General features: G+C 67.7%; 22 protein-coding genes and 1 pseudogene. 18 read left to right on the forward strand and 5 right to left on the reverse strand.

Annotated features, from left to right (window positions below):
- Nucleotides 1–122: 122 nt before the first annotated feature.
- Nucleotides 123–2,354, forward strand: coding sequence for a beta-glucosidase (locus OKW78_RS10565; RefSeq protein WP_281195127.1), 2,232 nt, complete (start codon nucleotides 123–125; stop codon nucleotides 2,352–2,354).
- Between the two features lie 108 nt (nucleotides 2,355–2,462).
- Nucleotides 2,463–3,884, forward strand: coding sequence for a DHH family phosphoesterase (locus tag OKW78_RS10570; RefSeq protein WP_281195128.1), 1,422 nt, complete (start codon nucleotides 2,463–2,465; stop codon nucleotides 3,882–3,884).
- A gap of 13 nt (nucleotides 3,885–3,897) precedes the next feature.
- Here the strand turns inward: OKW78_RS10570 and OKW78_RS10575 are convergent, their stop codons facing one another.
- On the reverse strand, nucleotides 3,898–4,461 hold the full coding sequence (locus OKW78_RS10575; protein ID WP_281195129.1) for a HalX domain-containing protein: 564 nt from the start codon (nucleotides 4,459–4,461) through the stop codon (nucleotides 3,898–3,900).
- A 178-nt stretch (nucleotides 4,462–4,639) separates the two neighbouring features.
- Between OKW78_RS10575 and OKW78_RS10580 the strand changes: the two genes are divergently transcribed.
- Nucleotides 4,640–5,368 (forward strand): ATPase domain-containing protein, encoded by a 729-nt coding sequence (locus OKW78_RS10580; protein WP_281195130.1) that lies wholly within the window; start codon nucleotides 4,640–4,642, stop codon nucleotides 5,366–5,368.
- 3 nt (nucleotides 5,369–5,371) lie between these two features.
- Here OKW78_RS10580 and OKW78_RS10585 read toward each other — a convergent pair whose 3' ends face one another.
- Nucleotides 5,372–5,713 carry a helix-turn-helix domain-containing protein gene (locus OKW78_RS10585; RefSeq protein ID WP_122106563.1) on the reverse strand — a complete coding sequence of 114 codons (342 nt, stop codon included), beginning with the start codon at nucleotides 5,711–5,713 and terminating at the stop codon, nucleotides 5,372–5,374.
- A gap of 215 nt (nucleotides 5,714–5,928) precedes the next feature.
- On the opposite strand from OKW78_RS10585, the gene OKW78_RS10590 reads away from it, so the two are divergent.
- From OKW78_RS10590 to OKW78_RS10605, 4 genes and pseudogenes are all read left to right on the forward strand, one after another.
- A complete protein-coding gene (locus OKW78_RS10590) occupies nucleotides 5,929–6,267 on the forward strand; it encodes a hypothetical protein (RefSeq protein WP_281195131.1) in 339 nt (112 codons plus the stop codon).
- Nucleotides 6,268–6,465: 198 nt separating this feature from the next.
- Entirely contained in the window at nucleotides 6,466–7,062 is a 597-nt protein-coding gene (locus tag OKW78_RS10595; protein ID WP_281195132.1) for an archaellin/type IV pilin N-terminal domain-containing protein, read from the forward strand.
- A 2-nt stretch (nucleotides 7,063–7,064) separates the two neighbouring features.
- Nucleotides 7,065–7,640: pseudogene (locus tag OKW78_RS10600) on the forward strand (archaellin/type IV pilin N-terminal domain-containing protein); the annotation flags it as partial.
- A 766-nt stretch (nucleotides 7,641–8,406) separates the two neighbouring features.
- Nucleotides 8,407–9,036, forward strand: a complete 630-nt coding sequence (locus OKW78_RS10605; RefSeq protein WP_281195133.1) for a hypothetical protein — start codon at nucleotides 8,407–8,409, stop codon at nucleotides 9,034–9,036.
- A gap of 410 nt (nucleotides 9,037–9,446) precedes the next feature.
- Here the strand turns inward: OKW78_RS10605 and OKW78_RS10610 are convergent, their stop codons facing one another.
- Nucleotides 9,447–9,929 (reverse strand): zinc ribbon domain-containing protein, encoded by a 483-nt coding sequence (locus OKW78_RS10610; protein ID WP_281195134.1) that lies wholly within the window; start codon nucleotides 9,927–9,929, stop codon nucleotides 9,447–9,449.
- A gap of 306 nt (nucleotides 9,930–10,235) precedes the next feature.
- Between OKW78_RS10610 and OKW78_RS10615 the strand changes: the two genes are divergently transcribed.
- The 10 genes from OKW78_RS10615 to flaJ all read left to right on the forward strand — a co-directional run bounded on the left by OKW78_RS10615 (nucleotide 10,236) and on the right by flaJ (nucleotide 22,021).
- Nucleotides 10,236–12,614, forward strand: a complete 2,379-nt coding sequence (locus OKW78_RS10615; protein WP_281195135.1) for a BGTF surface domain-containing protein — start codon at nucleotides 10,236–10,238, stop codon at nucleotides 12,612–12,614.
- An 87-nt stretch (nucleotides 12,615–12,701) separates the two neighbouring features.
- Nucleotides 12,702–13,058 (forward strand): chemotaxis protein CheY, encoded by a 357-nt coding sequence (gene cheY, locus OKW78_RS10620; protein ID WP_122106556.1) that lies wholly within the window; start codon nucleotides 12,702–12,704, stop codon nucleotides 13,056–13,058.
- On the forward strand, nucleotides 13,058–14,278 hold the full coding sequence (locus OKW78_RS10625; protein WP_281195136.1) for a chemotaxis protein CheC: 1,221 nt from the start codon (nucleotides 13,058–13,060) through the stop codon (nucleotides 14,276–14,278). The genes cheY and OKW78_RS10625 overlap by 1 nt, the downstream gene beginning before the upstream one ends.
- Nucleotides 14,275–14,826 carry a chemotaxis protein CheD gene (locus tag OKW78_RS10630; RefSeq protein WP_281195137.1) on the forward strand — a complete coding sequence of 184 codons (552 nt, stop codon included), beginning with the start codon at nucleotides 14,275–14,277 and terminating at the stop codon, nucleotides 14,824–14,826. The genes OKW78_RS10625 and OKW78_RS10630 overlap by 4 nt, the downstream gene beginning before the upstream one ends.
- A gap of 100 nt (nucleotides 14,827–14,926) precedes the next feature.
- Nucleotides 14,927–16,780: a FlaD/FlaE family flagellar protein gene (locus OKW78_RS10635; protein WP_281195138.1), complete on the forward strand. Its 1,854-nt coding sequence runs from the start codon at nucleotides 14,927–14,929 to the stop codon at nucleotides 16,778–16,780.
- Nucleotides 16,770–17,237: a flagellin gene (locus OKW78_RS10640; protein ID WP_281195139.1), complete on the forward strand. Its 468-nt coding sequence runs from the start codon at nucleotides 16,770–16,772 to the stop codon at nucleotides 17,235–17,237. The genes OKW78_RS10635 and OKW78_RS10640 overlap by 11 nt, the downstream gene beginning before the upstream one ends.
- Nucleotides 17,238–17,732 (forward strand): flagellar protein G, encoded by a 495-nt coding sequence (locus OKW78_RS10645; RefSeq protein WP_281195140.1) that lies wholly within the window; start codon nucleotides 17,238–17,240, stop codon nucleotides 17,730–17,732.
- A complete protein-coding gene (locus tag OKW78_RS10650) occupies nucleotides 17,733–18,485 on the forward strand; it encodes an ATPase domain-containing protein (protein ID WP_281195141.1) in 753 nt (250 codons plus the stop codon).
- 75 nt (nucleotides 18,486–18,560) lie between these two features.
- Nucleotides 18,561–20,234, forward strand: a complete 1,674-nt coding sequence (locus tag OKW78_RS10655) for a type II/IV secretion system ATPase subunit (protein ID WP_281195142.1) — start codon at nucleotides 18,561–18,563, stop codon at nucleotides 20,232–20,234.
- 50 nt (nucleotides 20,235–20,284) lie between these two features.
- A complete protein-coding gene (flaJ, locus tag OKW78_RS10660; RefSeq protein ID WP_281195143.1) occupies nucleotides 20,285–22,021 on the forward strand; it encodes an archaellar assembly protein FlaJ in 1,737 nt (578 codons plus the stop codon).
- Nucleotides 22,022–22,080: 59 nt separating this feature from the next.
- Here the strand turns inward: flaJ and OKW78_RS10665 are convergent, their stop codons facing one another.
- Both OKW78_RS10665 and OKW78_RS10670 read right to left on the reverse strand, forming a co-directional pair.
- Nucleotides 22,081–22,551 carry a hypothetical protein gene (locus OKW78_RS10665; RefSeq protein ID WP_281195144.1) on the reverse strand — a complete coding sequence of 157 codons (471 nt, stop codon included), beginning with the start codon at nucleotides 22,549–22,551 and terminating at the stop codon, nucleotides 22,081–22,083.
- 57 nt (nucleotides 22,552–22,608) lie between these two features.
- A complete protein-coding gene (locus tag OKW78_RS10670; protein WP_281195145.1) occupies nucleotides 22,609–23,535 on the reverse strand; it encodes an NAD(P)-dependent oxidoreductase in 927 nt (308 codons plus the stop codon).
- Between the two features lie 126 nt (nucleotides 23,536–23,661).
- On the opposite strand from OKW78_RS10670, the gene htpX reads away from it, so the two are divergent.
- Nucleotides 23,662–24,537 carry a zinc metalloprotease HtpX gene (htpX, locus tag OKW78_RS10675; protein WP_281195146.1) on the forward strand — a complete coding sequence of 292 codons (876 nt, stop codon included), beginning with the start codon at nucleotides 23,662–23,664 and terminating at the stop codon, nucleotides 24,535–24,537.
- Nucleotides 24,538–24,830 lie beyond the last annotated feature (293 nt).

Genomic DNA, 24,830 nt, shown 5'->3' on the forward strand with positions numbered 1-24,830 from the left:
TGTCAGTTACGGCAAGGTCTGCCGGACCCGGCCGCGGTCGAGCGCGGTTCGCGTTCTGGTGGCTACGGTCTGCCGTCTGCCGTCGACCGAACGCCTTTGCGTCGGGCGACCGACGGTCAGTCATGACCGAGGACACGCCGGTTCGCGGGCTGGTCGAGGCGCTCACGCTCGAGGAGACCGCCCGTCTCGTCTCCGGAACGACGGACCCGACCGGGCGCGCGACGGGATATCTCGCGGGCGTCGAACGGCTCGACGTCCCCCCACTTTGCATGGTCGACGGGCCGCTCGGCGTCCGGATCCCCGACGAATCGGCGACCGCGTTCCCCGCTCCGATCGCGCTGGCAGCGACGTTCGACGACGAGTTGGCCCGCGAACACGGAGCCGCGCTCGGTCGCGAGACTCGGGCGGCCGGGGCCGACGTCCTGCTCGCGCCGGGGACGAACCTGATCCGCGTCCCACAGGGCGGCCGGAACTTCGAGTACTTCTCCGAGGACCCCGTGTCGTCCGCCGCGACCGCCGCGAGCGTCGTCGAGGGGATCGAGTCCGAGGGCGTGATCGCGACGCCGAAACACTACGTCGCGAACGGCCAGGAGACGGACCGTGCGGCGGTCAGTGCCGAGGTCGACGAGCGGGCGCTCCGTGAGCTATACCTCCCGTCGTTCCGCGCCGCGGTCGCGGCCGGTGCCGGATCGGTGATGTCGGCGTACAACCGCGTGAACGGGACCCGGATGAGCGACCACCGGCGACTGCTGACGGACGTGTTGAAGGAGGAGTGGGGGTTCGACGGCTACGTCGTCTCCGACTGGTACGGGACCGAGAGCGCAGTCGACGCGGCGACCGCCGGCCTCGACGTCGAGATGCCGGGCGTCCCGATGGCGGAGACGTCGGACGCGACGGCGGGCGACGGGGACGATGACGACGCCCCCGCCTCCGACGATCCGATCCCTCCCGAGATCGCTCGCGGGATGCCCGATCCGGAGACGTGCGAACCGTTCGACGAGGCGCTCCCCGCCGCGGTCCGGAACGGGTCGCTCCCGCGGGAGCGGCTCGACGACATGGCAACGCGCGTCCTTCGGACGATGGACCGGGCCGGGGTGCTGGACGGCGACCGCTCCCCCGTCGAGGCCGACGCGGAGGCCCACCGCCGGACCGCGTTCGAGGTCGCGACGCGCGGGTCCGTCCTGCTGAAGAACGAGGGTGCCCTCCCGCTTCCGGCCGCCGCCGACGTCGCGCTCGTCGGCCCCGCGGTGGACGAGGCGGTCCTCGGCGGGGGCGGCTCCGCGGAGACGACACCCGAGACGAGCACCGCGCCGCGGGAGGGTCTCGAGGCGCGCGCCGACGGAGCCGTGACCGTCGTCCCCGGTCACCCGCCGATCGAGGGCGTCTCGATGCTCGACCTCCTGACGGACGAGGAGGGAGAGAAGGATAACGTCGACGCGACCGACACCGACGCGGCCGACGCCGTCGACGCGACTGACACCGATAGCGACGGCGATGCCGCGAGCGACGACCTCGCCGTCGACGTCGACTCGGCTGTCGCGGCCGCCGAGGCCGCGGACGTCGCCGTCGTCGTCGTTCGCGACACCACGACGGAGGCGCTCGATCGGGACGGACTCGGTCTCCCCGGCAGTCAGGACGAACTGATCGAGGCGGTCGCCGCGGCCGCGGACCGGACCGTCGTCACGGTCGCCGCGAGCGGCCCGGTGGAACTCCCGTGGCGCGGCGCGGTCGATGCGGTCCTCGTCAACTGGTACCCCGGGCAGGTCCACGGCGACGCGCTCGCGGCGCTCCTTTACGGGGACGTCGACCCGGGCGGTCGGCTCCCGGTCACGTTCGCGCCGGCGTCAGCGTACCCGACGGCCGACCGCCGGCGCTTCCCGGGCGTCGACGGGCGCGTCAGCCACGACGAGGGCGTCCTCGTCGGCTACCGCTGGTTCGACGCCCGCGACCTCGAACCCACCTACCCGTTCGGCCACGGCCGCTCGTACGCGGAGTTCGAGTACCGCGACGCGAGCCTCGAGGGCGTCCGGAGGGGCGACGGCGACGACGGGGACGACGTCGCCGTCACGGCCACCCTGGCGAACGTCGCCGACCGCGACGGCCGCGAGGTGGTCCAGACGTACGTCCGTCCGCCGGACGTGGCGGGCGTCGACCGCCCCGCCCGCGAGTTCGCCGGAGCCGAGAGCGTCGCCGTCGCCGCCGGCGAGCGCGAAACCGTCACCGTTCGGCTCGACGACCTCGCGTTCTCACGGTACGACCCCGAGGACGGCTGGACCGTCGACGCCGGGGAGTACGTCGTCGAGGTCGGACGTTCCGCACGGGACGCCCGGCTCGAGCTGACGGTGGAACGGTGAGGTTCCTGACGGTGGAACGGTGAGGTTCGGGGAAACCGGGGCGGATCCACCCGGCAACGCGTCGACCGAAACGTGCGTTTATCCCCCATGACGACCCATCGGCCGGTAATGGCAGCCGCCGACATTCCGGTTCCCGCCCTCGGCGATCGGGCCCGCGCCTGCGCCGACCGGCTACGCGAGGCCGACCGCGTCCTGCTCGTCTCACACATCGACGCCGACGGCCTCACGAGCGCCGCCGTCGCGTCGTCGGCGCTCGCGCGAGCGGGGATCGACCACGAGGTCGTCTTCGAGAAGGGGCTCGACCACGAGTCGGTCGCGGGGATCGCCGCCCGCGAGTTCGAGGTCGTGCTCTTCACCGACTTCGGCTCCGGACAGCTCGACGTGATCGCCGACCACGAGGCCCGCGGCGACTTCATTCCCGTGATCGCCGACCATCACCGGCCCGCCGACGCCGACACGGAGTTCCATCTCAACCCGCTCCTCGAGGGGATAGACGGCGCGAGCGAGCTCTCGGGGGCCGGCGCGAGCTACGTCCTCGCCCGGGCGCTCGAGGACGCCGACGGCGACAACCGCGACCTGGCGGGGCTGGCGGTCGTCGGCGCGGTCGGCGACATGCAGGACGGCGGGGGCGGGCTCGTCGGTGCGAACGAGGCGATCGTCGCCGACGGCGTCGACGCGGGCGTCCTCGAGGAGCGCACCGACCTCGACCTCTACGGTCGACAGACCCGCCCGCTCCCGAAGCTGCTGGAGTACGCCTCGGACGTTCGGATCCCGGGGATCTCCAACGACGAGGCGGGCGCGATCGGGTTCCTTCGGGACCTCGACGTCGACGTGAAACGCGACGGCGAGTGGCGGCGCTGGGTCGACCTCGACGGCGACGAGCGCCGGACGCTCGTCTCCGCGCTGATGCAGCGTGCCGTCGCCTCGGGCGTTCCGGCCGATCGGATCGAGACGCTCGTCGGCACCTCCTACACGCTGCTCGGAGAGGAATCGGGTACCGAGCTTCGGGACGTCAGCGAGTTCTCGACGCTGCTCAACGCGACCGCCCGGTACGAGCGTGCGGACGTGGGACTGGCGGTCTGTCTCGGCGACCGCGACGCGGCGCTCGCGGAGGCACGACGGCTGCTCCGGAACCACAGACGGAACCTCTCGGAGGGACTCCAGTGGGTGAAATCCGAGGGCGTGACCCACGAGGAGCACCTCCAGTGGTTCGACGCCGGCTCGCGGATCCGCGAGACCATCGTGGGGATCGTCGCTGGGATGGCTGCCGGATCGCCCGCCGTCGACCGCTCGAAGCCCGTGATCGCGTTCGCGGAGAAGAACGCGGAGGAACTGAAGGTCTCCTCGCGCGGGACCGGGCGGCTGGTTCGGCAGGGACTCGACCTCTCGGCCGTGATGCGGGAAGCGAGCCGGTCCGTGGGCGGCGACGGCGGTGGCCACGACGTCGCCGCCGGCGCGACGATCCCGATCGACGAACGCGACGCGTTCCTCGCGGCGGCGGACGCGCTGGTCGGCGATCAGCTCTCGTGAGGAGGGGAGGACGTCAAGCTTCGCCGATGTCCCGGAACATCGCGCGGTAGTCGTCCGGGGAGAGCGACTCGGTGATGGCGTCCATGTCGGCGTCGAGCTCGTCGAGCCGGGAGACGAGTTCGTCGAACGCCTCGTTGCCGTCGAGTTGGGCGGTCGGTTTCTGTGCTCTGAGGACCGCGCGTTTGCTCGCCAGGGCCGCGGCCTCCTGGAGGAGCTCGTCGTACTCGTCGCGGGTCAAGAGCGTCTCGAGCGCGGCGAGCAGGTTCTCTCGGCTCACCGGCTTGGTCAAGTAGAGGTCGAAGCCCATTCCGATGATGTCGAAGTCGGGTTCGACGGCGGTCACCATCGCGATCCGACAATCGAGACCGTTCTCCCGGATGTATTCGAGAACCTCGTCACCGCTTCCGTCCGGGAGCCGTCGGTCGAGGAGGACGGCGTCGACGGTCTCGTCGACGGTGTCCATCGCCTCGGCGGCGGTCTCGGCGACGGTAACGTCGTAGCGCTCCTCGAGGAAGCCGGCGTACAACGCCGAGATGTCCGGCTCGTCCTCCACGACGAGGACCGTCGCTTCGCTCACCGTCGATCACCGTCGAGAGCGACGGGGTACGTTTCACCGAGCATACTGGACGTGGCGGCGTGTCGACGAATAAAGCTATCGCCGTCCTCTCCTCACGGAGATCCGGTCGTCCTCGCGTTCGACACGGCGGTTCGAACGGATCGTCTTTTATATGTTCCCGACGCGAAGGCCAAGGCGAATGTCAGAACTCGTCTCTACCGGAGTCGAGGGGCTCGATTCGATCCTCACCGGCGGCATCACGGAGCGGTCGACCGTCCTGATCTCCGGGAACCCCGGCACCGGAAAGAGCATTTTCGGGATCCAGTACCTCTACGCGGGCGTCACCGACCACGACCAGCGCGGCGTGTACGTCTCCTTCGAGGAGGACGAAGCCGACATCCGCGCCGCCGCCGAGTCGGTCGGGTTCGACGACTTCGGCGAGTTAGTCGACGACGGCGAGATCGTGATCCTCGACAAGCGCCAGATGCTTCGAGAGACCGACTTCTCGACGGCCGTCGACAAACTGCTCGACACGATCGAGGGCGAGGAGTTCGACCGGCTCGTGCTCGACTCGCTGTCGATGTTCCAGCTGTTCTTCGACGACGAACAGGAGAAGCGGACGTACCTGCTGAAGTTCTCCGACATCCTCAAGGCGAACGGGCTCACCTCCCTGCTGATCAACGAGCAGGGCGCGGTGTTCCCCGACACCGAGGTCGGCTTGGAGAACTTCCTCACCGACGGCAACATCTACTTCATCCAGACGCCGACGGACTCGGGGGTCAACCGCTACGTCTGGGTCGCCAAGATGCGCAAACAGGACATCGACACGGACATCTTCCCGATGGACATCGGGCAGGGGGGGATCACGGTCCACGAGCGCGCGGGCGGGTTCTCGATGATGAGCCGGTCGGACGAGCCGTCCTTTTAACGGTCAATCGCCCCTCGCGGAGAGGTCGCGCCAGACGTCGTCGAGTCGGTTCTTGACCGCGGATCGCTCCTTGATCTCGACGGTGAGCCCGTCGCGGAAGTCGACGTCGACGCCGTCGACCTTCCGGCGGTACACCTTCACGCGGCGATGCTCGTCCGAGAGGGGCCGGTCGTGGAGCTCGAGCAAGTCCGCCTCCTCCAGCTCGTTGATCCGGCGGTAACACGTCGCGATGGGGACTTCCAGCTCCTCGCTCAGGTCCTGAGCCGATTTGGCGTCCCCCGTCGCGCTCAGGATGTCCGTGTTGTATTTGTTCCCGAGTACCGTGATCAGGTCGTCCCCCGCCATTATCGTTATCAAATATGAGTCTTTCGCCCAAAAAGATATCGGTAAGGCGTGCCGACGCTCGGACTCTCTCGCGTCGACGGCGCGACGAACGCGACTTTCGGGGCGTCTGACGCGCTTCCCCCTCGGGATCGGCCGTGTGTCCGGGCGAACCCGGATGTTATCGCTATTGATACCCCACACCGGATCTTTATCCTGTCCGGTCGGGCAGATCGGGTATGGACCTCATCGAAGGGCTGTACCTCGTGACGACCGCCGTGCTCGCGGGGGCGGGCGCGACGCTGTCGGCGTTCGCGGTGGCGGCGTACCGTTCCTCCGGGCGGACCGCGATGGCGTATCTCGCCGTCGGGTTCGGGCTGGTCGTCGTCGCCGCGCTCGCCACCCCGCTCGCAGCGTTCCGGACCGCGTTCGCGAACCCCCGGGCGATCCTCCTCGTCAACACCGGCCTGCTCGCCGGGTCGATGGCGCTCGTCGCGGGGAGCCTCGCGGTCTACGAGCCCGGCACTCGGGAGTTCGTGATCTCCGAGGTCGACGTGGGCGAGCTTCGCGAGCGGTGATCTCTCGGATCCATATCTGATAGTCAGGATGGCTCGTCGTTGTTGTATTCTGTAACTAATCGCTAGAATAAATCCCGAAAAACGCATGACTGCAGTCGTTTATCAACATAGATAACCCGCCCCGTGTCTTTAATAGGGAATTCCCGCTCCGTAGCGATAACGCCCGCCGGGCAGGCCGCGGGCCCACACAACAAACCAATGTTCGAAACCATATTCGACGAGGAAGAGCGCGGTCAAGTGGGGATCGGGACGCTCATCGTGTTCATCGCGATGGTGCTGGTGGCGGCGATCGCCGCCGGCGTCCTGATCAACACGGCCGGCTTCCTCCAGACGCAGGCGGAGGCGACGGGCGAGGAGAGTACGAGTCAAGTGAGTGATCGGCTACAGGTCGTGAGTACCTCTGGTGAGGTGAATCAAGCAAATAACGATGAGATCACCTCACTCAATTTCGTCGTAGCAATAGCGCCGGGGTCGAGCCCGATTGACCTTCAGCAGACAACGGCAGAATTCATTGGTCAAGACGGCCAGGTAACCTTCGATCTAAATGAAAATGACGTGGACGAGGTTACGACAAGTAATATTATCGGGACTGACAGCGGTCAGGTTCTTACTGACAACAGTGACCGAGTTAACGTGAATGTTGACCTTACTACCAACACAGACGTTGATTACAACGTGCTCAGCGAGGGTGAGCGTCTAACGGTGACGTTCACGACAGCTACGGGCGCGACGACTACCAAAGAGATCCGAGTCCCGACGACCATCACGAGCGAAGATAGCTCGGTGAGGCTGTAACAATGTTCGAATTCATCACTAACCCCGAGGATCGCGGCCAGGTGGGGATCGGGACGCTCATCGTGTTCATCGCGATGGTGCTGGTGGCAGCGATCGCCGCCGGCGTTCTGATCAACACCGCTGGGTTCCTTCAGTCACAGGCAGAAGCAACGGGTCAAGAGAGTACGGACCTCGTGTCCGAACGTATTGAGGTCGGTAGCTCCGTCGGTATCGTCGCTTCGGGGGACGACACCCTCAACGAGATTCGAGTGTCGGTCTCCGGGGCACCTGGCTCCGATAACATCGATCTGAGTGAGACGACGATCCAAGCGGTCGGACCGGGTGGACAGGAGAACTTAGTCTTCGCCGTACCGAAGTCGTTGGACTTCGACACAAGCATTAATACGGCCGATAGCGAGATCGAAGCACAGTTACAAGTCGACGAAACTGCCGATACAGTCGACGTGTCAGTCGGTGATGGCTACGACATCGCAGACGATTACTCACTCGTCGTAACCGCAGATGAGACAAGCAATGAAGCCGGGAGCCTTGCTGGTAGCGAATTCGATTCTGGTGAAGTAGTGACGGTCAGCGTTGATCCTGCTGAGTTGGATAGCGCGGCTACCGCTAATACCCTCTCTGTGGAACTAAAAGATGGTGGGGACACCAATCAGGGCACCGCAAGTATCGAAATCGTGTCTGACTCGCCCGACACCAGTATTGCGACCGCGGGCAGCGAGATCGAGTCGCAAGCGAACATCGGCGATCGCGACAGCTCAATTAGTGTGTCCGTTGGTGGTGGCCACTCCCTTCAGGACAGTGGTGAAATCGTCGTCACCAACGGGGAGACTGAAGTCGGAACGCTCTCCGGCTCCGAGTTCAGTGCCGGAGAGGTTGTCTCGATTGATGTTGACAACAGTCAGTTCACCACGGGTGACCAACTTGACGTGGAATTCTACGAGGATGACACGGATGAAACCACCGAGGGCACGACGACTACTGATGTCGTCGACGACGTGGGCACACTCAGCGATCTTAATGGTGGCGAGTTCGCCGTCCGTGACGACGGGACAATTCAAGAAAGTGCCGTACTTGACAGTGAGTCACAGTTCCAGATTCTCTTGAATCCTGATGCTGGCGCCTTCAAAAACGGAGGAACGGCCTTCGGCGAAGGAGAGCAGGCAACTCTCGACATCGTCTCGCCCGCAGGCGCGGCGACACAGGTCGAACTCCGCGCACCCGACCTGTTCAATTCACAGGGCGAAGCCGTCAGGCTCTAACGAGCCACGAACCACCCGCTAACCACTTTCCGACGGAATCGATCCGCCCGGAACACCTATTTTCTCGCGCGACCACGCTTTCCCCATGAGTGACCACGACGCACCGCCGGCCGATCCCGACGACCTCGATTTTACCGACGACGAGAGCGTCGTCGAGATCGGGGAGGGCCGGTACGTCGTCGGGACCGACGGCCGCCCGAACGTCCGGCGGCGGTCACGGGCGTCCGCGCCGGATCCCGGACCGGCCGACGGGTCGGGGTTTCAGTCGCCGGCGGATCCCGCGCCTGCGACCGATCGCGAGCCGGTCGCCGGCGACCGGGACGGTGCGGGTGGTGACGGCGGAAGCGGTGGATCCGGCGACGTCGACCGACGAGCCGTGAGCCAGTGGCTGGCGGACTCCTTCGACGACGACGGCTTCGACTATGGAGTGGACGTGACGCTCCACGCGAAGGGCTCGACCGCGCGCAACCGCATGGTCTCGAACGACGTGACCGCCACCTTCGACAACACCCTCTCGTGGTTCGTCTCCAACGCCGGCCCGGGAACGGACCCCGCCGAGGCGCTCGGGCTCCTCCTCGTCGCCGCCGACAGCCCGGTCGACGTGCCGCCGGTGGCGATCAAACGCTTCGCTGCGAGCCAGGGCCTCTCCGCGAACGACTCCATCGCGGACCTGATCCGCGCCGCCGAGGACGCCGGCGGCTTCCGGATCGAGTGAGAGACATGTATCGTTTGGAGCCGAAGAGTTCGGTACGTTCGTGACCGCGGACCATGTCTTCAAAGCCCCAGCCGCGACGATTCGCGCGGCTCGCTGTGCTCCTCACTCGGTCGCTATCGCTCCCTCGTTGCGGTGCTTGCTGCGCCGTGCGTCGTCCTCGCGACTGCCCCTTTGAGCCCCACCCAACCGCACAGCCCCGCACCTCACGCCTCCCCAGCCTCGTCACCGGACTGCGTCCGGTTTCAAGCGAGAGCATCGCTCTCGCCCTGTCGATCGGTCTCCGCTTCGCTTCGACCGCTCGACTCCCTCATACGATCGGTTCGTGTCCTAACGGGCACTCACCGGCGCACGCCACCGCAGTCGAACGAACGGGATCGCCGACGGATCGACGGAGCCCGGCGGTTCCCCCGCTACAACACGAAGAACAGAACCGCGCCGAGTACCACCAAGATCGCGTACAGCCCCGCCATCGCCTCCCGCTTGAACGTCCCGCCGACGGGCAGGCCGAGCAGCCGCCGGGTCGGCGGCAGGATCGCGATCCCTCCCAGGAGGAGGAACCACGCTCCCGGATTCGTGATCTGCGTGAGGGCGATCACGATCGTGGCGTACCCGATCACGTAGGTTCCGCGCCGCCACAGCTGCTCGCGCTCGGTCAGCTCCTCGGCCGCGACGCCGAAGAGATCGGCGGCGGTCACGTCGCCGGTCCCGGTTCCGCCGCCCGCCGACCCGCCGTCACCCCTGGCTCCGCCGGACCGTGCGGCCACCTGCTTCGCCTGGCGCTGTACGTACTGGTCCAGCTCCTCGGCGGCCTCCTCGTTCTGCGGCGCACCGCACTCCGAGCAGAACCGGGCGGAGTCGTCGATCGACGCCTCACAGCGGGGACAGGACTTCATCCTCATCGGAACGGCACCGCGGTCGGGCTTAACTCTTCGGTCCGTCGCCCGGTTCGTCCCGGATCTCGATATCCGTATCGTGCCTCACGAGTCTCCTCCGGCCGGATCGTCGCCGTTCCGATCGTTTTCTCAGTTGATAATCGGGGGCGCACGTTTTAGTCGACCTGCGGTGGAGTCGAGACCGAACGACGACGGTCCGTCCCTCGACGGGCCTCGCGGACGACCCACACGATGCCACAGCACTCCCCGCCGCCCTCGACGAACGCTTCCCTCCCTCCAACGGTCCGTACCGACCATAGGGCCTGCGTGGACCGGACGACCCGTGCCCGCCGGGCAGTCGCGTGGCTCCTCGGGATCGCGCTCGTCGGATTCCTCCTCGCGGGCACGTCTCCCGCAGTCGGTGCGGCCACCGCGAGCGTTACCACGGCTCCCGCTGGCGATGCTCCCGCCGCGGTGAACGCCTCCTTCGGATCCGACACGTACACGACGACCGCCGGCGACCTCGCCGAACTCACGGTCAACATCGAGGAGGGCGGCACGAAGTACCTCCTCGTCGGCGGAAACCGCCTGACCGATCCGAACGCGCCGGTGGGGTTCGTCGACGTCATCGAGGTCAACGGCGAGGGTTCGGTCACGGTGGCCCTCAACACCCGCACGGCGGGGACGGGAGTGGACTACGTCTCCGTCACGAGCGAGGAGGGTAGTGCCACCAGCTGTGCGGTGTCGGGCTGCTCGCTCGACTTCGTAGACGAGGACGGCGAGCCAGTCGCGAGCAGTCTCGCCGGGCTCCCGTCGAGCACGGGCGCGGACGGTCCGGTTCGCCCGCTCGTCCCCCAGCGCTACCGGCTCTCGCTCGTCGACAACGCGACGTTCACCGTCGACGGCGATGGTACCGTCGCTCCTGCGGGCGAATCCGAGCGATCGAAACTCGTCTTGACCGAGCCCGAGCGCCGCGTGGCAGAGGAGGTGGAGGTGTTCACGACGATGCCGGGCGGATCGGACGGGGGCGAGGCGGTCGGATCGCTACGAAGCGACGGGCTCGACCGCTCGGCCGTCACGAAGGGCGACCGCCTCGTGATCGGCGTCGAGGCAGCCGGGATCTGGGGCGCGTTCTCGCACCTCGCCGCCGAGCGGGACGCGGGACCGGTCGAGGCGGGCGAGAACGCGACCGGCGCGGTGCTCGGCGACCTACTGACCGAGGAGGGGGGAGTTCACCTCCGGATCGAACAGACGAACCCTCGCCGGAACAACGCTCCGACGCGGATCGGCCCCGACCAGCTCGAGGACGCCACGCTGATCTTCGAGTCGGCGAGCGAGCTCGAGAGCGCGCCCGACGACCCGACTGCGGGCCGACTCTACCTCGTGATCGACACGAGCGACGGGAACGCGATCGGCGACCGGCTCGACCCCGGCGAGGAGTACCGCGTCGAGTTCGGGCTCGACGGCACGGACGGCGAGCGGTATCGGTTCGCCGACGATCCGGCCGCCGTCGACGCCGACGCTCCGTTCGCGGCCGCCTCCGTCGGCGACGACGGGACGCCCGAGCAGTTCCCGTACCTGTCGACCGACGAGACGGGCGTCACGGTCAACGCGACGTTCTCCGTCAGCGAGCGCTACCTCCGGTACGACCACGTCACCGACGACGGCGAGGTCCTCGTCGACGGCAGCGGAGTGACCGGGACGACGACGCTGTTGCCCGCGAACGAGCTGACGGCCACGTTCGCCTACGACGGCGGCGAGACGCCGCGGGCCTCCGAGTCGACGGTCCGGATCGACGACGACGGGACCTTCAGCGTCGATCCCGGGATCGGCGAGGCACAACCCGGCGATCGACTGACGTTCGATCTGTACGCCGGTTCGGGACCCTACGATAGCCGGACGGCGATCGTCGTCTCGGACGCCGCGGACCCCGACCGGCTGCGGCTCGCTAACGAACCGATCGAACTCAACGTGACTCGCGGTGACACGCTCTCCGAGCTGTCCGTGACGGTTCGCAACGCCGGCGCCGTCGAGGGGCGGGAATCGTTGTCGCTCGACGTTGCTGGCGGGGAACTATACGAAGAACGGTACGTGACCGTCGCCCCGGACGAGCCGAAAAACGAGACGTTCAACGGGACGACGGTCGACCTCGATCCCGGCACGTACTCGTACACGCTGGCAATCGACGGCGACGAGACGACGGGTACGCTCACGGTCGAACCGGACCCCGCAGTGACCCAGATCGACGACGGGACGGACGACGGTGGGACGGACGGCGACGACGGTGGGACGGACGGCGACGACGGTGGAACGAACGACGACGGCAGCGACGGTAGCGGGGACGACGCGGGTGAGACCGGAAACGGCGTCGAGGGGGCGAACGAGACGGAGACGACGAACGGAACCGGGGTCGCCAACGGGACGGAGCCCGACGACACGGGAGCCGGAACCGAAACCGAGCCTGAAAACGGCACGGACGGCGAAAACGACGCGGAGACGGCGAACGGGACCGGAACCGGAAGCGTCGGGGAACCGGGGAACGGAACCGACGCCGGGAATGGATCCGCCCCCAACGGGAGCGACGGTGACGACCCGGAGACTCCCGCGGCTTCGGCGACTCCGGGTCTGGTTCCCGTCGGAACCCGCGAGGCGTTCGGCGGGACGGTCGTCGTGGGTGCGACGTACCTGCTCGGCCACTGGGTCTAATCTCGTTTTTACCCTCGCCCACTCCGTTCTCAGCGATGAGAACCGCGGGCGAGCGGTTAAGTGGACGCCCGCTCCGGGTTCGTGTATATGGCGAAGCGCGTGCTCATCGCGGACGATTCGGAGTTCATGCGGAACCTGCTCCGTGAGATACTCGAGGGCGAGTTCGAGGTCGTCGGCGAGGCGGAAAACGGGGTGGAAGCGGTGAACATGTACGACGAACACGGACCCGACCTCGTGATGATGGACATCGTGATGCCGATCCGCGACGGGATCGAGGCGACGACGGAGATCAAGGGCGACGACCCGGAGGCGACGGTGATCATGTGTACCAGCGTCGGCCAGGAGGAGAAGATGAAGGCGGCGATCAAGGCCGGCGCGGAGGGGTACATCACGAAGCCGTTCCAGAAGCCGAACGTCCTCGACGCCATCGGGTCGGCGGTCTGATGCGCGTCGACGTTCGGGCGCTCGGCGCGTGTAACCGGCTCGCCGAACGCGGCGCGGAGCGCGCCGCAAACGCGCTGGGCGAGCTGACGGGGTCGGACCTCGCGGTCGAGGTGACGGGCGCGAGCGTCGCCACCGGCGAGGACCTCGCGAAGGCCTTCTCCGGTCGCGAGTCGATCGGCGTGCGCGTCGGACTCGACGGCGGCCTGGAAGGATCGGCCGTGCTCGCGTTCGACGCCGACCAGATCGACGGGCTGCTCTCGGTGCTGCCCGGCGGCGCGTCGACGGGCCGGAGCGCGGTGACGGAGGTCGGCAACATCGCGCTCGGCGGCTTCCTCGACGGCTGGGCCAACTACCTCGGTCGGGCGATCGACATGACCCCGCCGCGGTACTTCGAGGCCGACGGCGCGGCGGTGCTGCCGGACGGCGCGCTCGCCGGCGACGGCGTCTTCCTCTTCGAGAGCCGGCTCGACGCCACGGGAACCGACCTCGACTTCTCGATCTACATGCTGCCCGACTCCGGGCCGTTTCGCGACCTCGTGGTCGGCAAGACCGCCACGGCGGCGACCGCGGGCGCGGAGGGTGCCGTCGGATCCGTGGGGACTGGAGGGGCGAGCGGGGGGACGAACGCGCCCGCGGTCCCGTACGAGTCGCTCTCGACGTTCGCGTCGCTGGCGAAGCGCGGCTCGGCGAACGCCGCCGACAACATCGGCATGATGACCGGCCTCGAGACCACCGTCGACGTGAGTCGACTCCGGTTCGTCCCGCTCGCGGACGTGCCGAGCGAGGTGGGCACGGAGCCGCACGTCGGGACGGTCTTCGAGCTCCAGGGGAAGCCGAGCGGCTACCTCGCGATCCTCTTCTCGGAGGAGTCGGGGGCCGCGGTCGCCGAGGCGATGCTCCCGACCGAGCCGGACGAGCCGCTCGGCGGGATGGCCGAGAACGCGCTCCGTGAACTCGGCAACGTGATGACGAGCGGATTCATCGACGGCTGGGCGAACGTGCTCGGGACGTCCATCTCACACTCGCCGCCGGAGTTCGTCCACGACATCGGCTCGGCGACCGTCAGCCCGCTCGTCGCCTCGCTGAGCCGCCGCCAGGACTACGGGTTCGTCATCGACGCCGCCATCCGGACGGAGGGCGTCCAGGCGCGCTGTGACGTGTACGCGCTCCCCGACGAGCGCGAGTTGGCGGCGGCGCTGGAACGACTCTCCGAAACATGAGCCACCTCACGCCGTCGGGAGACTGGCCCGCCTCGGGTCGGACCGATCCGGATCGATCCGATACGGCCCGGAACGACACCCCTCGGCGCGTGAAGGTCGGCGTCGGAGACCTCGCCGTGGTGAGCGATCGCGCAGTGTTGACGACGAGCGGGCTCGGTTCCTGTGTCGCGATCGCGCTCGTCGACCGGGAGGCCGGGGTCCGCGGACTCCTACACGCCATGCTTCCGTCCGCCGATGGGAGCGCCTCACGATCCCCTCGTCCGGCGAAGTACGTCGATTCGGGACTCGAAACGCTCGTCGACGAGCTCGCGTCGGCCGGCGCGTCGCCCCGTCGACTCGAGGCGCGGCTCGTCGGCGGCGCGGAGATGCTCGATCTCACGGCCGCGGTCGGCCCGCGAAACGTCGAGCGCGCTCGCGAAAGGCTGGGGGCTGCCGGAATTCCCGTCGTCGCCAGCGACGTCGGCGACGCGGTCGGCCGGACGGTCCGGTTTCTGCCCGGCGGCGACCTCGCCGTGCGGGCGGCCGACGGCTTCGAACGCACCCTGTGACGTTCTCGCCGAGACGGGCGGGATCCCGTCGGAACCGGTGTTCTCACGCCTGATATTTTGAGGAGTGGGTTGAAGTGTCGTCTGCGGATTGCTGTGATCAATGGGCCTCGAACTATCGGTGTGGGGCGTCTCGGCGGTCGCTTGGACAGTCACCACGCTGGGGCTCGTCGGTGCGAGCGTTCTCGACCGATTCCTCGATGACGACGGGGACGACACGGACGGTGGCGACGACGTCTTCGGCGGCGGAATGGGAGGAGGCGGTGGCGGGATGGGCGGCGGTGGCGGTGACGGTATGGGTGGCGGCAGTGGCGGTGACGGTATGGGTGGCGGCGGTGGAATGGGTGGCGGCGGTGGAATGGGAGGAGGCAGTGAGATGGGCGGCGGCGGTCTAGGCGGTGGAATGGGAGACGGCGGCTTCGACGAGTTCGACGGCATGGACGAGTGGGACGACGGCTTCGATGACGGCGGGGGCGGTTCCGACACCGACGAGTTGGAGAAGCGACTCGACGACCTCGAAGCCGAGGTCGCCACCCTCTCCTCGACGGTGTCGACGGTGCGGTCGGAAAACGAGGAGATCTCCGCCGCGGTCGATGACATCGAGGAGGACGTTCGGAACCTCCTCGACATCTACGAGATGGTCACCCGCGGGATCAACCCCTTCGTCGACGAGTCCAGCGGCTTCAACGGCGGCGGTGCCGCGGACAGTTCCTTCGGTCTCTTCGACGACGAGGGCGGCGACGAGGCCGAGGCGGAACTCGACGACGACGTCGCGAGCGCGGACGCGGACGGCTTCTTCGACGAGGAGTTGCTCGACGAGGACGGACTCGACGACGAGGGCCTCGACGACTTCGACGACCTCGAGGAGGCGGACGACGGGAACGAACCGAACGACGAACCGGACGACGGCGACCCCGCCGACGCCGCGTCCGAGACCGAATCGGCGGCGGAAGACGACGACATGAACGACGACGGAAAGAGCTTCAGCGAACTCAAAGAGGAGTACGACGCCGGGGAGGCCGACTGGGCCGACGACGCCGGCGACGAGACGGCACCCGAGGGGGGTGCCTTCGAGGACGGAACGGAGCCGTTCGACGACGATCTCGACGATGAGCTCGGGAACGACGCCTTCGATGACGGTCTCGGCGACGGCCCCGATGACGCCGTCGGTGCCGGCGGCGAGGGGTTCGAGGACGACCCCGTCGGGGCGGCTGCCGCCCCGACGGGGAACGACCACGAGGAGCCGGATCCGGCCCCCATGGCCGGGGAACCGGGACCGACACCCGGCGGCGATCCGGCCGAAGCGAACGGGGACGGCTTCGAGTACGTCGGGCGCGACGACCTCGCGGGTCGGCGCGGCAAGCCGTACCTCACCGAGCTGCCCGGCGACTACGTCGGCGACCTGCTCGTGATGGAGTGGCTGGAGTTCCTGGTCGCCGAGAGCGACGTCACCGACGCGGTGCGCGCGGTGAACTACTACGAGCGGATCGAGTGGATCGGTCCCGACGCCGCCGCGCGGCTCCGAGACTTCCTCTCGGGATTCGGGACGATCGACCGCAACCTCGTCGACCGTCCGGGAACCGATCGACTGGTCCGGGAGCATCACACGCGGAGTCTGCGGTACATCACGCAGCTCAACGGCACGGGCGGGCACCTCGTCCTCCTAGACCGGTGGGAGGACCTCGCCGGCGGGTCGCTGGTCGGCGGCGAACCCCCGGCATCCGCTCGAGGCCCCCACGACCGCGGCCACGGCCGACGGAACTCCCGGTCCGACGGGAACGACGAACACGCCCACGAGCGGCCGAACGGGGGGACTCAACGGGACGGTCGCGACCGCCGCCCGCGATCCGACGCCGGTAACGGCCGGAACGGCAGCTCACCCCGTCCGATGAACGACCCGGATCCGCAGCCCGACCGCGCCGACCCGGCGGACGGAGGGTGGGGAGATGGGCGTTAGCGTCTCGGCGTCGACGGCGGTCATCGTCGCGGGGATGTTCTTCGCGTTCACCGCCTTCTACCCCGTCGCGGCGAACGGGTTCGAGCGCGTCACCGAGGGCGAACGCGACCTCCACGAGGGGGCGCTCGAACGCCAGAACACGGCGGTCACCGTCGACTCCGCGACGTTCAACGCGAGCGGGAACGACGAGCTCGTCGTGAACGCGACCAACGGGGGCTCGGTCGGACTCGTCGTGAGCGACACGACCCTCGTCGTCGACAACGAGTACGTCGATATCGCGGCCGACGAGTCGTGGACGAGCGTCGACGGCACGGCCGACACAGATCTCTGGCTCGACGGCGAGACCCTCTCGATCGCGATCCCGGACGCGTCGGTCGACGCCGACCTCGCGAACGCGGGCCGCGTCGTCGTCGTGACTGAGTCGGGCGTTCGCGACGCCGCGGAGGTGACCGCCTGAATGGCGAGCGTTCCGGTCTCCCACCTCATCCTGTTCGTCGCCAGCCTCGTGATCGCCGCCGGCGTCGTCGGCACGGTCACCACCGGCGTCGACCGGGTGAGCGCGGCCGTCGAGGACGGCAGCCTCGACGCGACCCAACAGCTCCGGACGGACGTGACGGTGATCTCCGACCCCAACGGCGGGGTGTACAACGGAACCGAGAACAACGTGACCCTTCTCGTGAAGAACACCGGCACCCAGCGGCTCGCTCCGGACGGTTCCGGCCTCGACGTCGTCTTCGACGGGCGGTTCGTCCGGCCGGACGCGACGACCGGCGAGGTCGTCTCCGTCGACGGCGCGACCGCCTGGAGCCGCGGCGACGTCCTCGAGCTCACGATCGACCTCGACGCGGTCGACGACGTCGGGAGCCTCGGCGACGGAGAGACCACGGACCACCGGGTGTACCTCACGGTCAACGGGGACGAGGAGACCTTCCGGTTCCGGGTGGAGGCGTAGATGCCCCGCGCCGACAACCTGCTGTCGCTCGGGCTGGGCGAGCGCGACCGGCTGAACAAGGAGCTCGGCGGCGGGATCCCCCGCGGGAGCATCGTGCTCATCGAGGGCGATTACGGCGCGGGGAAGAGCGCGATATCCCAGCGGTTCTCCTACGGACTCGTCGAGGAAGGGGCGTCCGTGACGCTGATGTCGACGGAGCTCACCGTCCGCGGCTTCATCGACCAGATGCACTCGCTGGAGTACGACATGGTGAAGCCGCTCTTGAACGAGGAGCTGCTCTTCTTACACGCCGACTTCGACTCCGGGGGGGCGTTCTCCGACGACGACGGCGAGCGAAAGGAGCTGCTCAAGCGGCTGATGAACGCCGACGCGATGTGGCGGTCGGACGTGATCTTCCTCGATACGTTCGACGCGATCTTCCGGAACGACCCGACGTTCGAGGCGCTCGTCCGGAAGAACGAGGAACGACAGGCGGCACTCGAGATCATCTCGTTCTTCCGGGAGATCATCTCCCAGGGGAAGGTCGTCGTGCTCACCGTCGACCCCTCGGCGGTCGACGACGACGCGATCGGGCCGTTCCGGTCGATCGCCGACGTCTTCATTCAACTCGAGATGATCGAGGTCGGCAACGACATCCGCCGACAGATCAACGTGAAACGCTTCGCGGGCATGGGCGAACAGGTCGGCGACACCATCGGCTTCTCCGTCCGCTCGGGGACGGGGATCGTCATCGAGAGCCGGAGTGTCGCCTGAGGCGACCGCCGAGGGAACGCCTTCGGCGAGGATCGAGACCACCAGACACGAACGAGACGGCACGAGACACGAACGATGACCGAACACGGCACAGCGAAACCGTCCGACGAGCTCCGGAAGGCCGCCATGCGCCGGCCCCACCTCAGGGAACACCTCAAGGAGTTCAAACAGATCACGGGCGAGTTCCCGCTCTTCATCGAGGAGCCGAAGGACGAGTACGAGTCGGCCCGCCCCAACGTGCTCTATCCGGTCGGCGGGCCGATCTACTGCCACGTGTACGGCGACCTCGGCCAGGAGACGAAGTACTACGCCATCGAGCCGGAGATGTCCGGGCCGCAGGCGACCGTCCTCAACGAGGTGAAGAACAAGCTGCTCGCCGCCAGCGGCGGCCACACCGCGCCGGACTCCGAGGCGGAGTACGACGACCTCATCGAGGAGCTGCTCGAGGACGTTACACACATCCAGAACGGACGAACCGGCTGGAAGGCGACCGCCTCGAAGCTCCTCAACGTCGGCAAGCTCTCCGTCACCGAGGAGACCTACGAGAGCATCCGGTACCGGCTCAATCGCGACATCGTCGGACTCGGGCCGCTCGAGCCCGTGATGCGCGACCCGGCCAACGAGGACATCCACGTGATCGGCCCCCACGAGTGCCACGTCGACCACGGCACGTTCGGGATGCTCGAGACGACCGTCGACTTCGGCACCCCGAAGGAGTTCGACAACTGGCTGCGCAACATGGGCGAGCGGATCGGCGACCCGCTCTCGGACTCCGACCCCATCGTCGACTCGACGCTCCCCGACGGCTCGCGTATCAACATCATCTACTCGGACGACGTCTCGCTCAAGGGGTCCTCGCTCACGATCCGTCAGGGCGAGGAGGTTCCCCTCTCGATCAACCAGATCACGAACTGGGGAACGCTCTCGCCGCAGTTGGCTGCGTACCTCTGGCTCTGTCTGGAGAACGAACAGACCGTCTTCGTCGTCGGGGAGACGGCCTCGGGGAAGACGACGACGCTGAACGCGATCCTCTCGTACATTCCACAGGACTCGAAGATATACACCGCGGAGGACACCGCCGAGGTGATCCCGCCGCACAACACCTGGCAGCAGCTCCTCACTCGGGAGGGCGGCGGAGAGGGGTCCTCGGACGTCGACATGTTCGATCTGGTCGCCGCCGCGTTGCGGTCGCGACCCGACTACATCATCGTGGGCGAGGTTCGGGGCGCCGAGGGTCGCATGGCGTTCCAGGCGGCCCAGACGGGTCACCCCGTCATGTTGACGTTCCACGCCTCCGACATCGTCTCGATGATCCAGCGGTTCACCTCCGAGCCGATCAACGTCCCGGAGACGTTCATGGACAACGCCGACGTGGCGCTGTTCCAGAACCGGGTGAAACAGGGCGACGACGTGCTCCGGCGGGTGACGAGCGTCCAGGAGATCGAGGGCTACTCGAAGGAGATGGAGGGCGTCGTCACCCGCGAGGTGTTCAGCTGGGATCCCGTCGAGGACGACATCGTCTTTCAGGGGATGAACAACTCGTACGTGTTGGAGGAGCAGATCGCGACGCTCCTGGGGTACGCGGACACCCGCGACATCTACGACGACCTCGACTTCCGCGCGGAGCTGATAGAGCGGATGATCGGGGAGGGAATCCTGGGCTATCACGAGGTGAACCAGGCGATAGACGCCTTCCAGCGCGACGGCGTCGAGGGGCTTCCCTTCGAGATGCACCGAAACGTCAGGTGAGTCCACGACCATGAGCCAGGCGAGTACACGACCATGAACCGGGTGCCCCGATGAACGTGAAAGCGGCGGGGGACGGACTCGCGGTCGCGATGCGGCTGACCGAGGAGGTGCTCGACTCCTACGAGAAGCTCGACATCACCAAGCGGCAGTACGTCGGCTACGTCCTCCTCCCGGCGGTGGCGGTGTTCGCGGTCACCGTCGTCGGCGCGTTCGTGCTGCCGCTGCCGCCCGCGGCGCGGGCACCGATCCCGCTCTTCGGCGCGCTCACGCTGATCTCGGCGGTCGTCTATCCCAAGATCTACCTCAGCGGCGTCGAGAACCGGATCGACAACCAGCTCCACCTCGTGATGACGCACATGACCGTGCTGTCGACGACGAACATCGACCGCATGGAGGTGTTCCGGACGCTGGCGAGAGAGGAGGAGTACGGGGCCGCAGCCGAGGAGATCGGCCGGGTCGTCCACCTCGTGGACACCTGGAATCAGAGCCTCGACGACGCGTGTCGCCGGCGCGCCAAGGAGGTCCCCTCGGACGCGATGGCCGACTTCTTCGACCGGCTCGGCTACACCCTCGGGGCCGGTCAGTCGCTCGAGGACTTCCTCGTCTCCGAGCAGGACGTGATGCTGGCGAAGTACGAGACGCTCTACGAGTCGTCGCTGTCGAACCTGGAGGTGATGAAGGACCTGTACATGTCGATGATCCTCTCGATGACGTTCGCGTTGGTGTTCGCCATCGTGCTCCCCATCCTGACGGGCAACGACCCGACCGCGACGGTCTCGGCCGTGATCGTCCTCTTCGTCTTCGTTCAGCTCGGTTTCTACGCGATGATCCGAGCGACCTCCCCGTACGACCCGATCTGGTATCACCCCGAGGAGCGCGCGCCCGGCGACCGCAAGCTGTGGGCGTCGCTCGGGGTCGGTGCCGGGCTCTCGCTTCTGCTCATCGGATTCACGGCGGCCGGGATGTTCGGGTACGGCCCGGGACTACCCGGCCTCCTCTTCTTCCTCGACGACGTCCGGCTCCCGCTGTACCTCGCGGTCCCGATCACCCCGCTCTTTCTCACCGGGGTCATCCTCCGGGCCGAGGAGGGGGCGATCACCGCCCGCGACGGAGAGTTCCCCTCGTTCGTCAGGGCGCTCGGCGCGACCGAGAGCGCGAAGCAGTCGACGACCTCGGACGTGTTGACGACGCTTCGCGACAAGGACTTCGGCGCGCTCTCGCCGTCGATCGAGCGGCTCTACCGCCGTCTCAACATGCGTATCAGCACGGAGGGCGCGTGGCGGGCGTTCTCGCGTGACACGCGGTCGTATCTCATCCAGAAGTTCTCCGAGATGTACCTCGTCGGCCGGCGGATGGGCGGCGACCCGAAGCTGCTCGGCGAGCTGATCTCGACGAACATGAACACCGTCAACCAGCTCCGCGAGCAGCGCCGGCAGTCGGCGGTGACGTTCATCGGGCTCCTCTACGGGATCACGGCGGCGGCGACGTTCGCCTTCTTCATCGGGCTGGAGATCGTCGCCATCCTCGCCGAGTTGACCGCCGACTTCGAGATCGACCAGATGGACATCGGCCAGATCGTCTACCCCGGCGCGTACGACATCCCGCTCATCGAGTACCTGCTTCTCACGGTGGTGTTGTTCAACGCCGCGCTCTCCTCGCAGATGATCCGCAAGATCGACGGCGGCAACCCGGCGAACGGCTACATCCACTTCGTCCTGCTGACGTGGCTCGGGGCGGCCACCGCGGTCGCGACCCGGACGCTCGTGAACGCGATCCTGTCGATCTGAGCGCGGGCGGACGACCGCGCTGCCACCGGAGGCCGTCCGTCCGGATGCGGGACGTGCGGTCAGTCGCTCACGTCGGTAAAGCAGTTGAACTCGACGGTGACGGAGTCGACGGTGACGCCGGTCTCGGTCACCGCAGCGACCCGGTATCGACCGTGTAACGGCCGGTCGCCGAGCGACTGCTCGTACAGCAGATTCCCCTCGGCGACCCCGACCTTGTTCGCCATCACTCCGGCGTCGGCCGGCGACACGGGGATCACGTGCGCGAGGTCGTCCGCCGCATCGTACACCTCGAGCGCGTCGACATCGTTCTCCCGGACGTCGTCGACGGACAGCGGAACCGCCAGCCGGACGGTGCCGGACTCGACCGTCCCCTGCGCGCCGCCGTCGAGAACGCCCCCCTCACCGTGTTCGACGGCGCTCGTGTGGCAGTCGACCGTGTCGGAACCGCCCGACTCCGACCCGCTACAGCCGGCGAAGCCGGCGACGGTCGCGGCGCTGACGGCGGCGAGCAGCTGTCGTCTGGAGGGCATGTGGCGTGATCTTTCCCCGATGACAAATCAACGTTCCCCCTCGGTACCGCCCGGTCGTCACCGTTCGAACAGGACCGGACCGGTGACGCCGGTCGCGTCGGCCTCCTCCCGCCACGAGCGCGAGGGCGTCCAGCCGAACAGCCGGTTCGCCTTCGAGATCGCGTACGCGCCCCGGTCGTCGCCCTCCTCCACCGCGTTGTCGTCGGGGGTCTCGCCGTATTCCTCCCGCAGGAGATCGAGGAGGGGACGGCCGAGCGCGTTGTCGGCGGCGACGCAGTTTACCGCCTCGTGGGTCCCCGGCTCCACGGCCGGATCGTCGCCGAAGAGGTCGGCGACCGCGCATGCGACGAGGTCGGCGACGTCCCGGACGTCGACGTACGACCAGAAGTTGCCCGCGCCGGCCGCGAGGTCCTCGACGTACCCCGGCTCCCGGCAGGCGTACGCGCCGGGGTACTGGATCCACGAGGGACGGATCGAGACCGCGGGGACCGCGTGTCGGCGGGCGACCGCCGCGGCGGTCTCCTCCGCGGTCACCTTCGAGAGCCCGTAGGGGTCCTCGGGCCGCAGCGGGTGCGCCTCCGTCACCGGGAGCTCGTCCGGGAGTGGGGTGGGATCGGCGAAGAAGAAGCCGTACGCGCCGTCGCTCGACGCCTGGACGACCGGCGCGTCCGCACGGCCCGCCGCCGTCAGGACGTTGTGGGCGGCGAGTGCGTTCGTCTCGAAGACGCGCCCCTCCGGGTGGGTTCCCGCGACGGGGATCGCGGCCCAGTGGACGACCGCGTCGGGATCGACCGCACTCACGACGTCGAGCGCCTCGCCGCGATCCGCGAGGTCGGCCGCCCGAAACGAGACGCTCGGCGCGGGATCGGCGTCGAGCCCGGGATGCTCGCGGTCGACGACGACGACCTCGTGGTCGCCGGCGAGTCGGTCCACCACCCATCGCCCCGACGCCCCGCGTCCACCTGTGACCAGGACCGTTGCCATGGCGGAATCTCGATCGAGGCGGACTAAAGGACGACGGTGTCCGGGGCGACCGAATCGGGAGCGGTTCGACGTCCGGAACCGCCCGCCTCCGGTAGCCTTTAACGCGCCGAGCGGTTACTCGCGGGTATGCAGTGGGACACCGACTGGGGACTACGTGGACGGATGGCGTTCACGATGTTCCTCCTGTTCGCCCTCTATCTCGTGTTCGTCGGCTTCCTCACCCTCTACTTCGAGGGTGGGCTGTTCCCGTTGATCATGCTCGGCGGGTTCGCGATCGCCCAGTACTTCTTCAGCGACAAGCTCGCGCTCCGGGGGATGGGCGCGCGCGAGGTGAGCGCCGAGGAGTACCCCGAGCTCCACCGCCGGATCGAGCGGCTCTCCCAGCAGGCGGACCTGCCGAAGCCGACGGTGGCCGTCTCCGACACGCAGGTGCCGAACGCGTTCGCCACCGGCCGGAACAAGAAGAACGCGACCGTCGCGGTGACGACCGGCCTGCTCCGCACCCTCGACTCCGACGAACTCGACGGCGTGCTCGCCCACGAGCTCGCCCACGTGAAGAACCGCGACGTGATGGTGATGACCATCGCGTCGTTCCTCTCGACCATCGCCTTCTTCATCGTGCGGTGGGGGTGGCTCTTCGGCGGGAACAACCGACAGGGCGGCGCGCCAGTGATCGTCGCCATCGCGGTGTCGATCGTCGTCTGGATCGTCTCGTTCCTGCTCATCCGCGCCCTCTCGCGGTACCGCGAGTACTCCGCCGACCGCGGCGCGGCGGTCATCACCGGCCAGCCCGGTGCGCTGGCGTCCGCACTGATCAGCATCGACGGTCGGATGGACCGCGTTCCGGATCAGGACCTCCGCGACGGCAGCGCCGAGATGAACGCCTTCTTCATCATCCCGATCCGTGCGGGATTCCTGAGCCGGGTCGCCTCCACGCACCCGCCGACGGAGAAGCGGATCGAGCGGCTCCGCGACCTCGAACGCGAGATGGAGACCGCCTGATACGGGTCCGTCGAGCCGGATCATATCTCGTTTCGTCCACGACGGCGTGACCGTTTTCGAGAGATTCGCGAGCGGTTCGTTCCTGGGCCCACTTCGGTGAATCGTCCGTCGGAGTCCGCCTGCATATCCACCTTTTTCTCGTCCTCAGAAATCTCCGATTTCTGATGGGCTGCACGAGAGCTCTGCTCTCGTGAACGTCGGGTTCTCTCGCTCACTGGGTTCGCTTCGAGAATCACTCCTCGAAAACCCTGGAGGGAAAAAGCCGACTCCGCCGTCTTCGACGGCTCCGTCGG

This window comes from Halorubrum sp. F4 (genome assembly GCF_027257195.1).
Taxonomy (GTDB): domain Archaea; phylum Halobacteriota; class Halobacteria; order Halobacteriales; family Haloferacaceae; genus Halorubrum.

Coding starts and splice junctions, on each gene's coding strand:
- OKW78_RS10605 (WP_281195133.1), top strand. CDS start 8,407: ATGAGTGACCACGACGCACCGCCGGCCGATCCCGACGACCTCGATTTT.
- OKW78_RS10625 (WP_281195136.1), top strand. CDS start 13,058: ATGCGCGTCGACGTTCGGGCGCTCGGCGCGTGTAACCGGCTCGCCGAA.
- cheY (WP_122106556.1), top strand. CDS start 12,702: ATGGCGAAGCGCGTGCTCATCGCGGACGATTCGGAGTTCATGCGGAAC.
- OKW78_RS10670 (WP_281195145.1), bottom strand. CDS start 23,535: ATGGCAACGGTCCTGGTCACAGGTGGACGCGGGGCGTCGGGGCGATGG.
- OKW78_RS10640 (WP_281195139.1), top strand. CDS start 16,770: ATGGGCGTTAGCGTCTCGGCGTCGACGGCGGTCATCGTCGCGGGGATG.
- OKW78_RS10630 (WP_281195137.1), top strand. CDS start 14,275: ATGAGCCACCTCACGCCGTCGGGAGACTGGCCCGCCTCGGGTCGGACC.
- OKW78_RS10655 (WP_281195142.1), top strand. CDS start 18,561: ATGACCGAACACGGCACAGCGAAACCGTCCGACGAGCTCCGGAAGGCC.
- OKW78_RS10635 (WP_281195138.1), top strand. CDS start 14,927: ATGGGCCTCGAACTATCGGTGTGGGGCGTCTCGGCGGTCGCTTGGACA.
- OKW78_RS10595 (WP_281195132.1), top strand. CDS start 6,466: ATGTTCGAAACCATATTCGACGAGGAAGAGCGCGGTCAAGTGGGGATC.
- htpX (WP_281195146.1), top strand. CDS start 23,662: ATGCAGTGGGACACCGACTGGGGACTACGTGGACGGATGGCGTTCACG.
- OKW78_RS10665 (WP_281195144.1), bottom strand. CDS start 22,551: ATGCCCTCCAGACGACAGCTGCTCGCCGCCGTCAGCGCCGCGACCGTC.
- OKW78_RS10645 (WP_281195140.1), top strand. CDS start 17,238: ATGGCGAGCGTTCCGGTCTCCCACCTCATCCTGTTCGTCGCCAGCCTC.
- OKW78_RS10570 (WP_281195128.1), top strand. CDS start 2,463: ATGGCAGCCGCCGACATTCCGGTTCCCGCCCTCGGCGATCGGGCCCGC.
- OKW78_RS10590 (WP_281195131.1), top strand. CDS start 5,929: ATGGACCTCATCGAAGGGCTGTACCTCGTGACGACCGCCGTGCTCGCG.
- OKW78_RS10585 (WP_122106563.1), bottom strand. CDS start 5,713: ATGGCGGGGGACGACCTGATCACGGTACTCGGGAACAAATACAACACG.
- OKW78_RS10580 (WP_281195130.1), top strand. CDS start 4,640: ATGTCAGAACTCGTCTCTACCGGAGTCGAGGGGCTCGATTCGATCCTC.
- flaJ (WP_281195143.1), top strand. CDS start 20,285: ATGAACGTGAAAGCGGCGGGGGACGGACTCGCGGTCGCGATGCGGCTG.
- OKW78_RS10650 (WP_281195141.1), top strand. CDS start 17,733: ATGCCCCGCGCCGACAACCTGCTGTCGCTCGGGCTGGGCGAGCGCGAC.
- OKW78_RS10565 (WP_281195127.1), top strand. CDS start 123: ATGACCGAGGACACGCCGGTTCGCGGGCTGGTCGAGGCGCTCACGCTC.
- OKW78_RS10610 (WP_281195134.1), bottom strand. CDS start 9,929: ATGAAGTCCTGTCCCCGCTGTGAGGCGTCGATCGACGACTCCGCCCGG.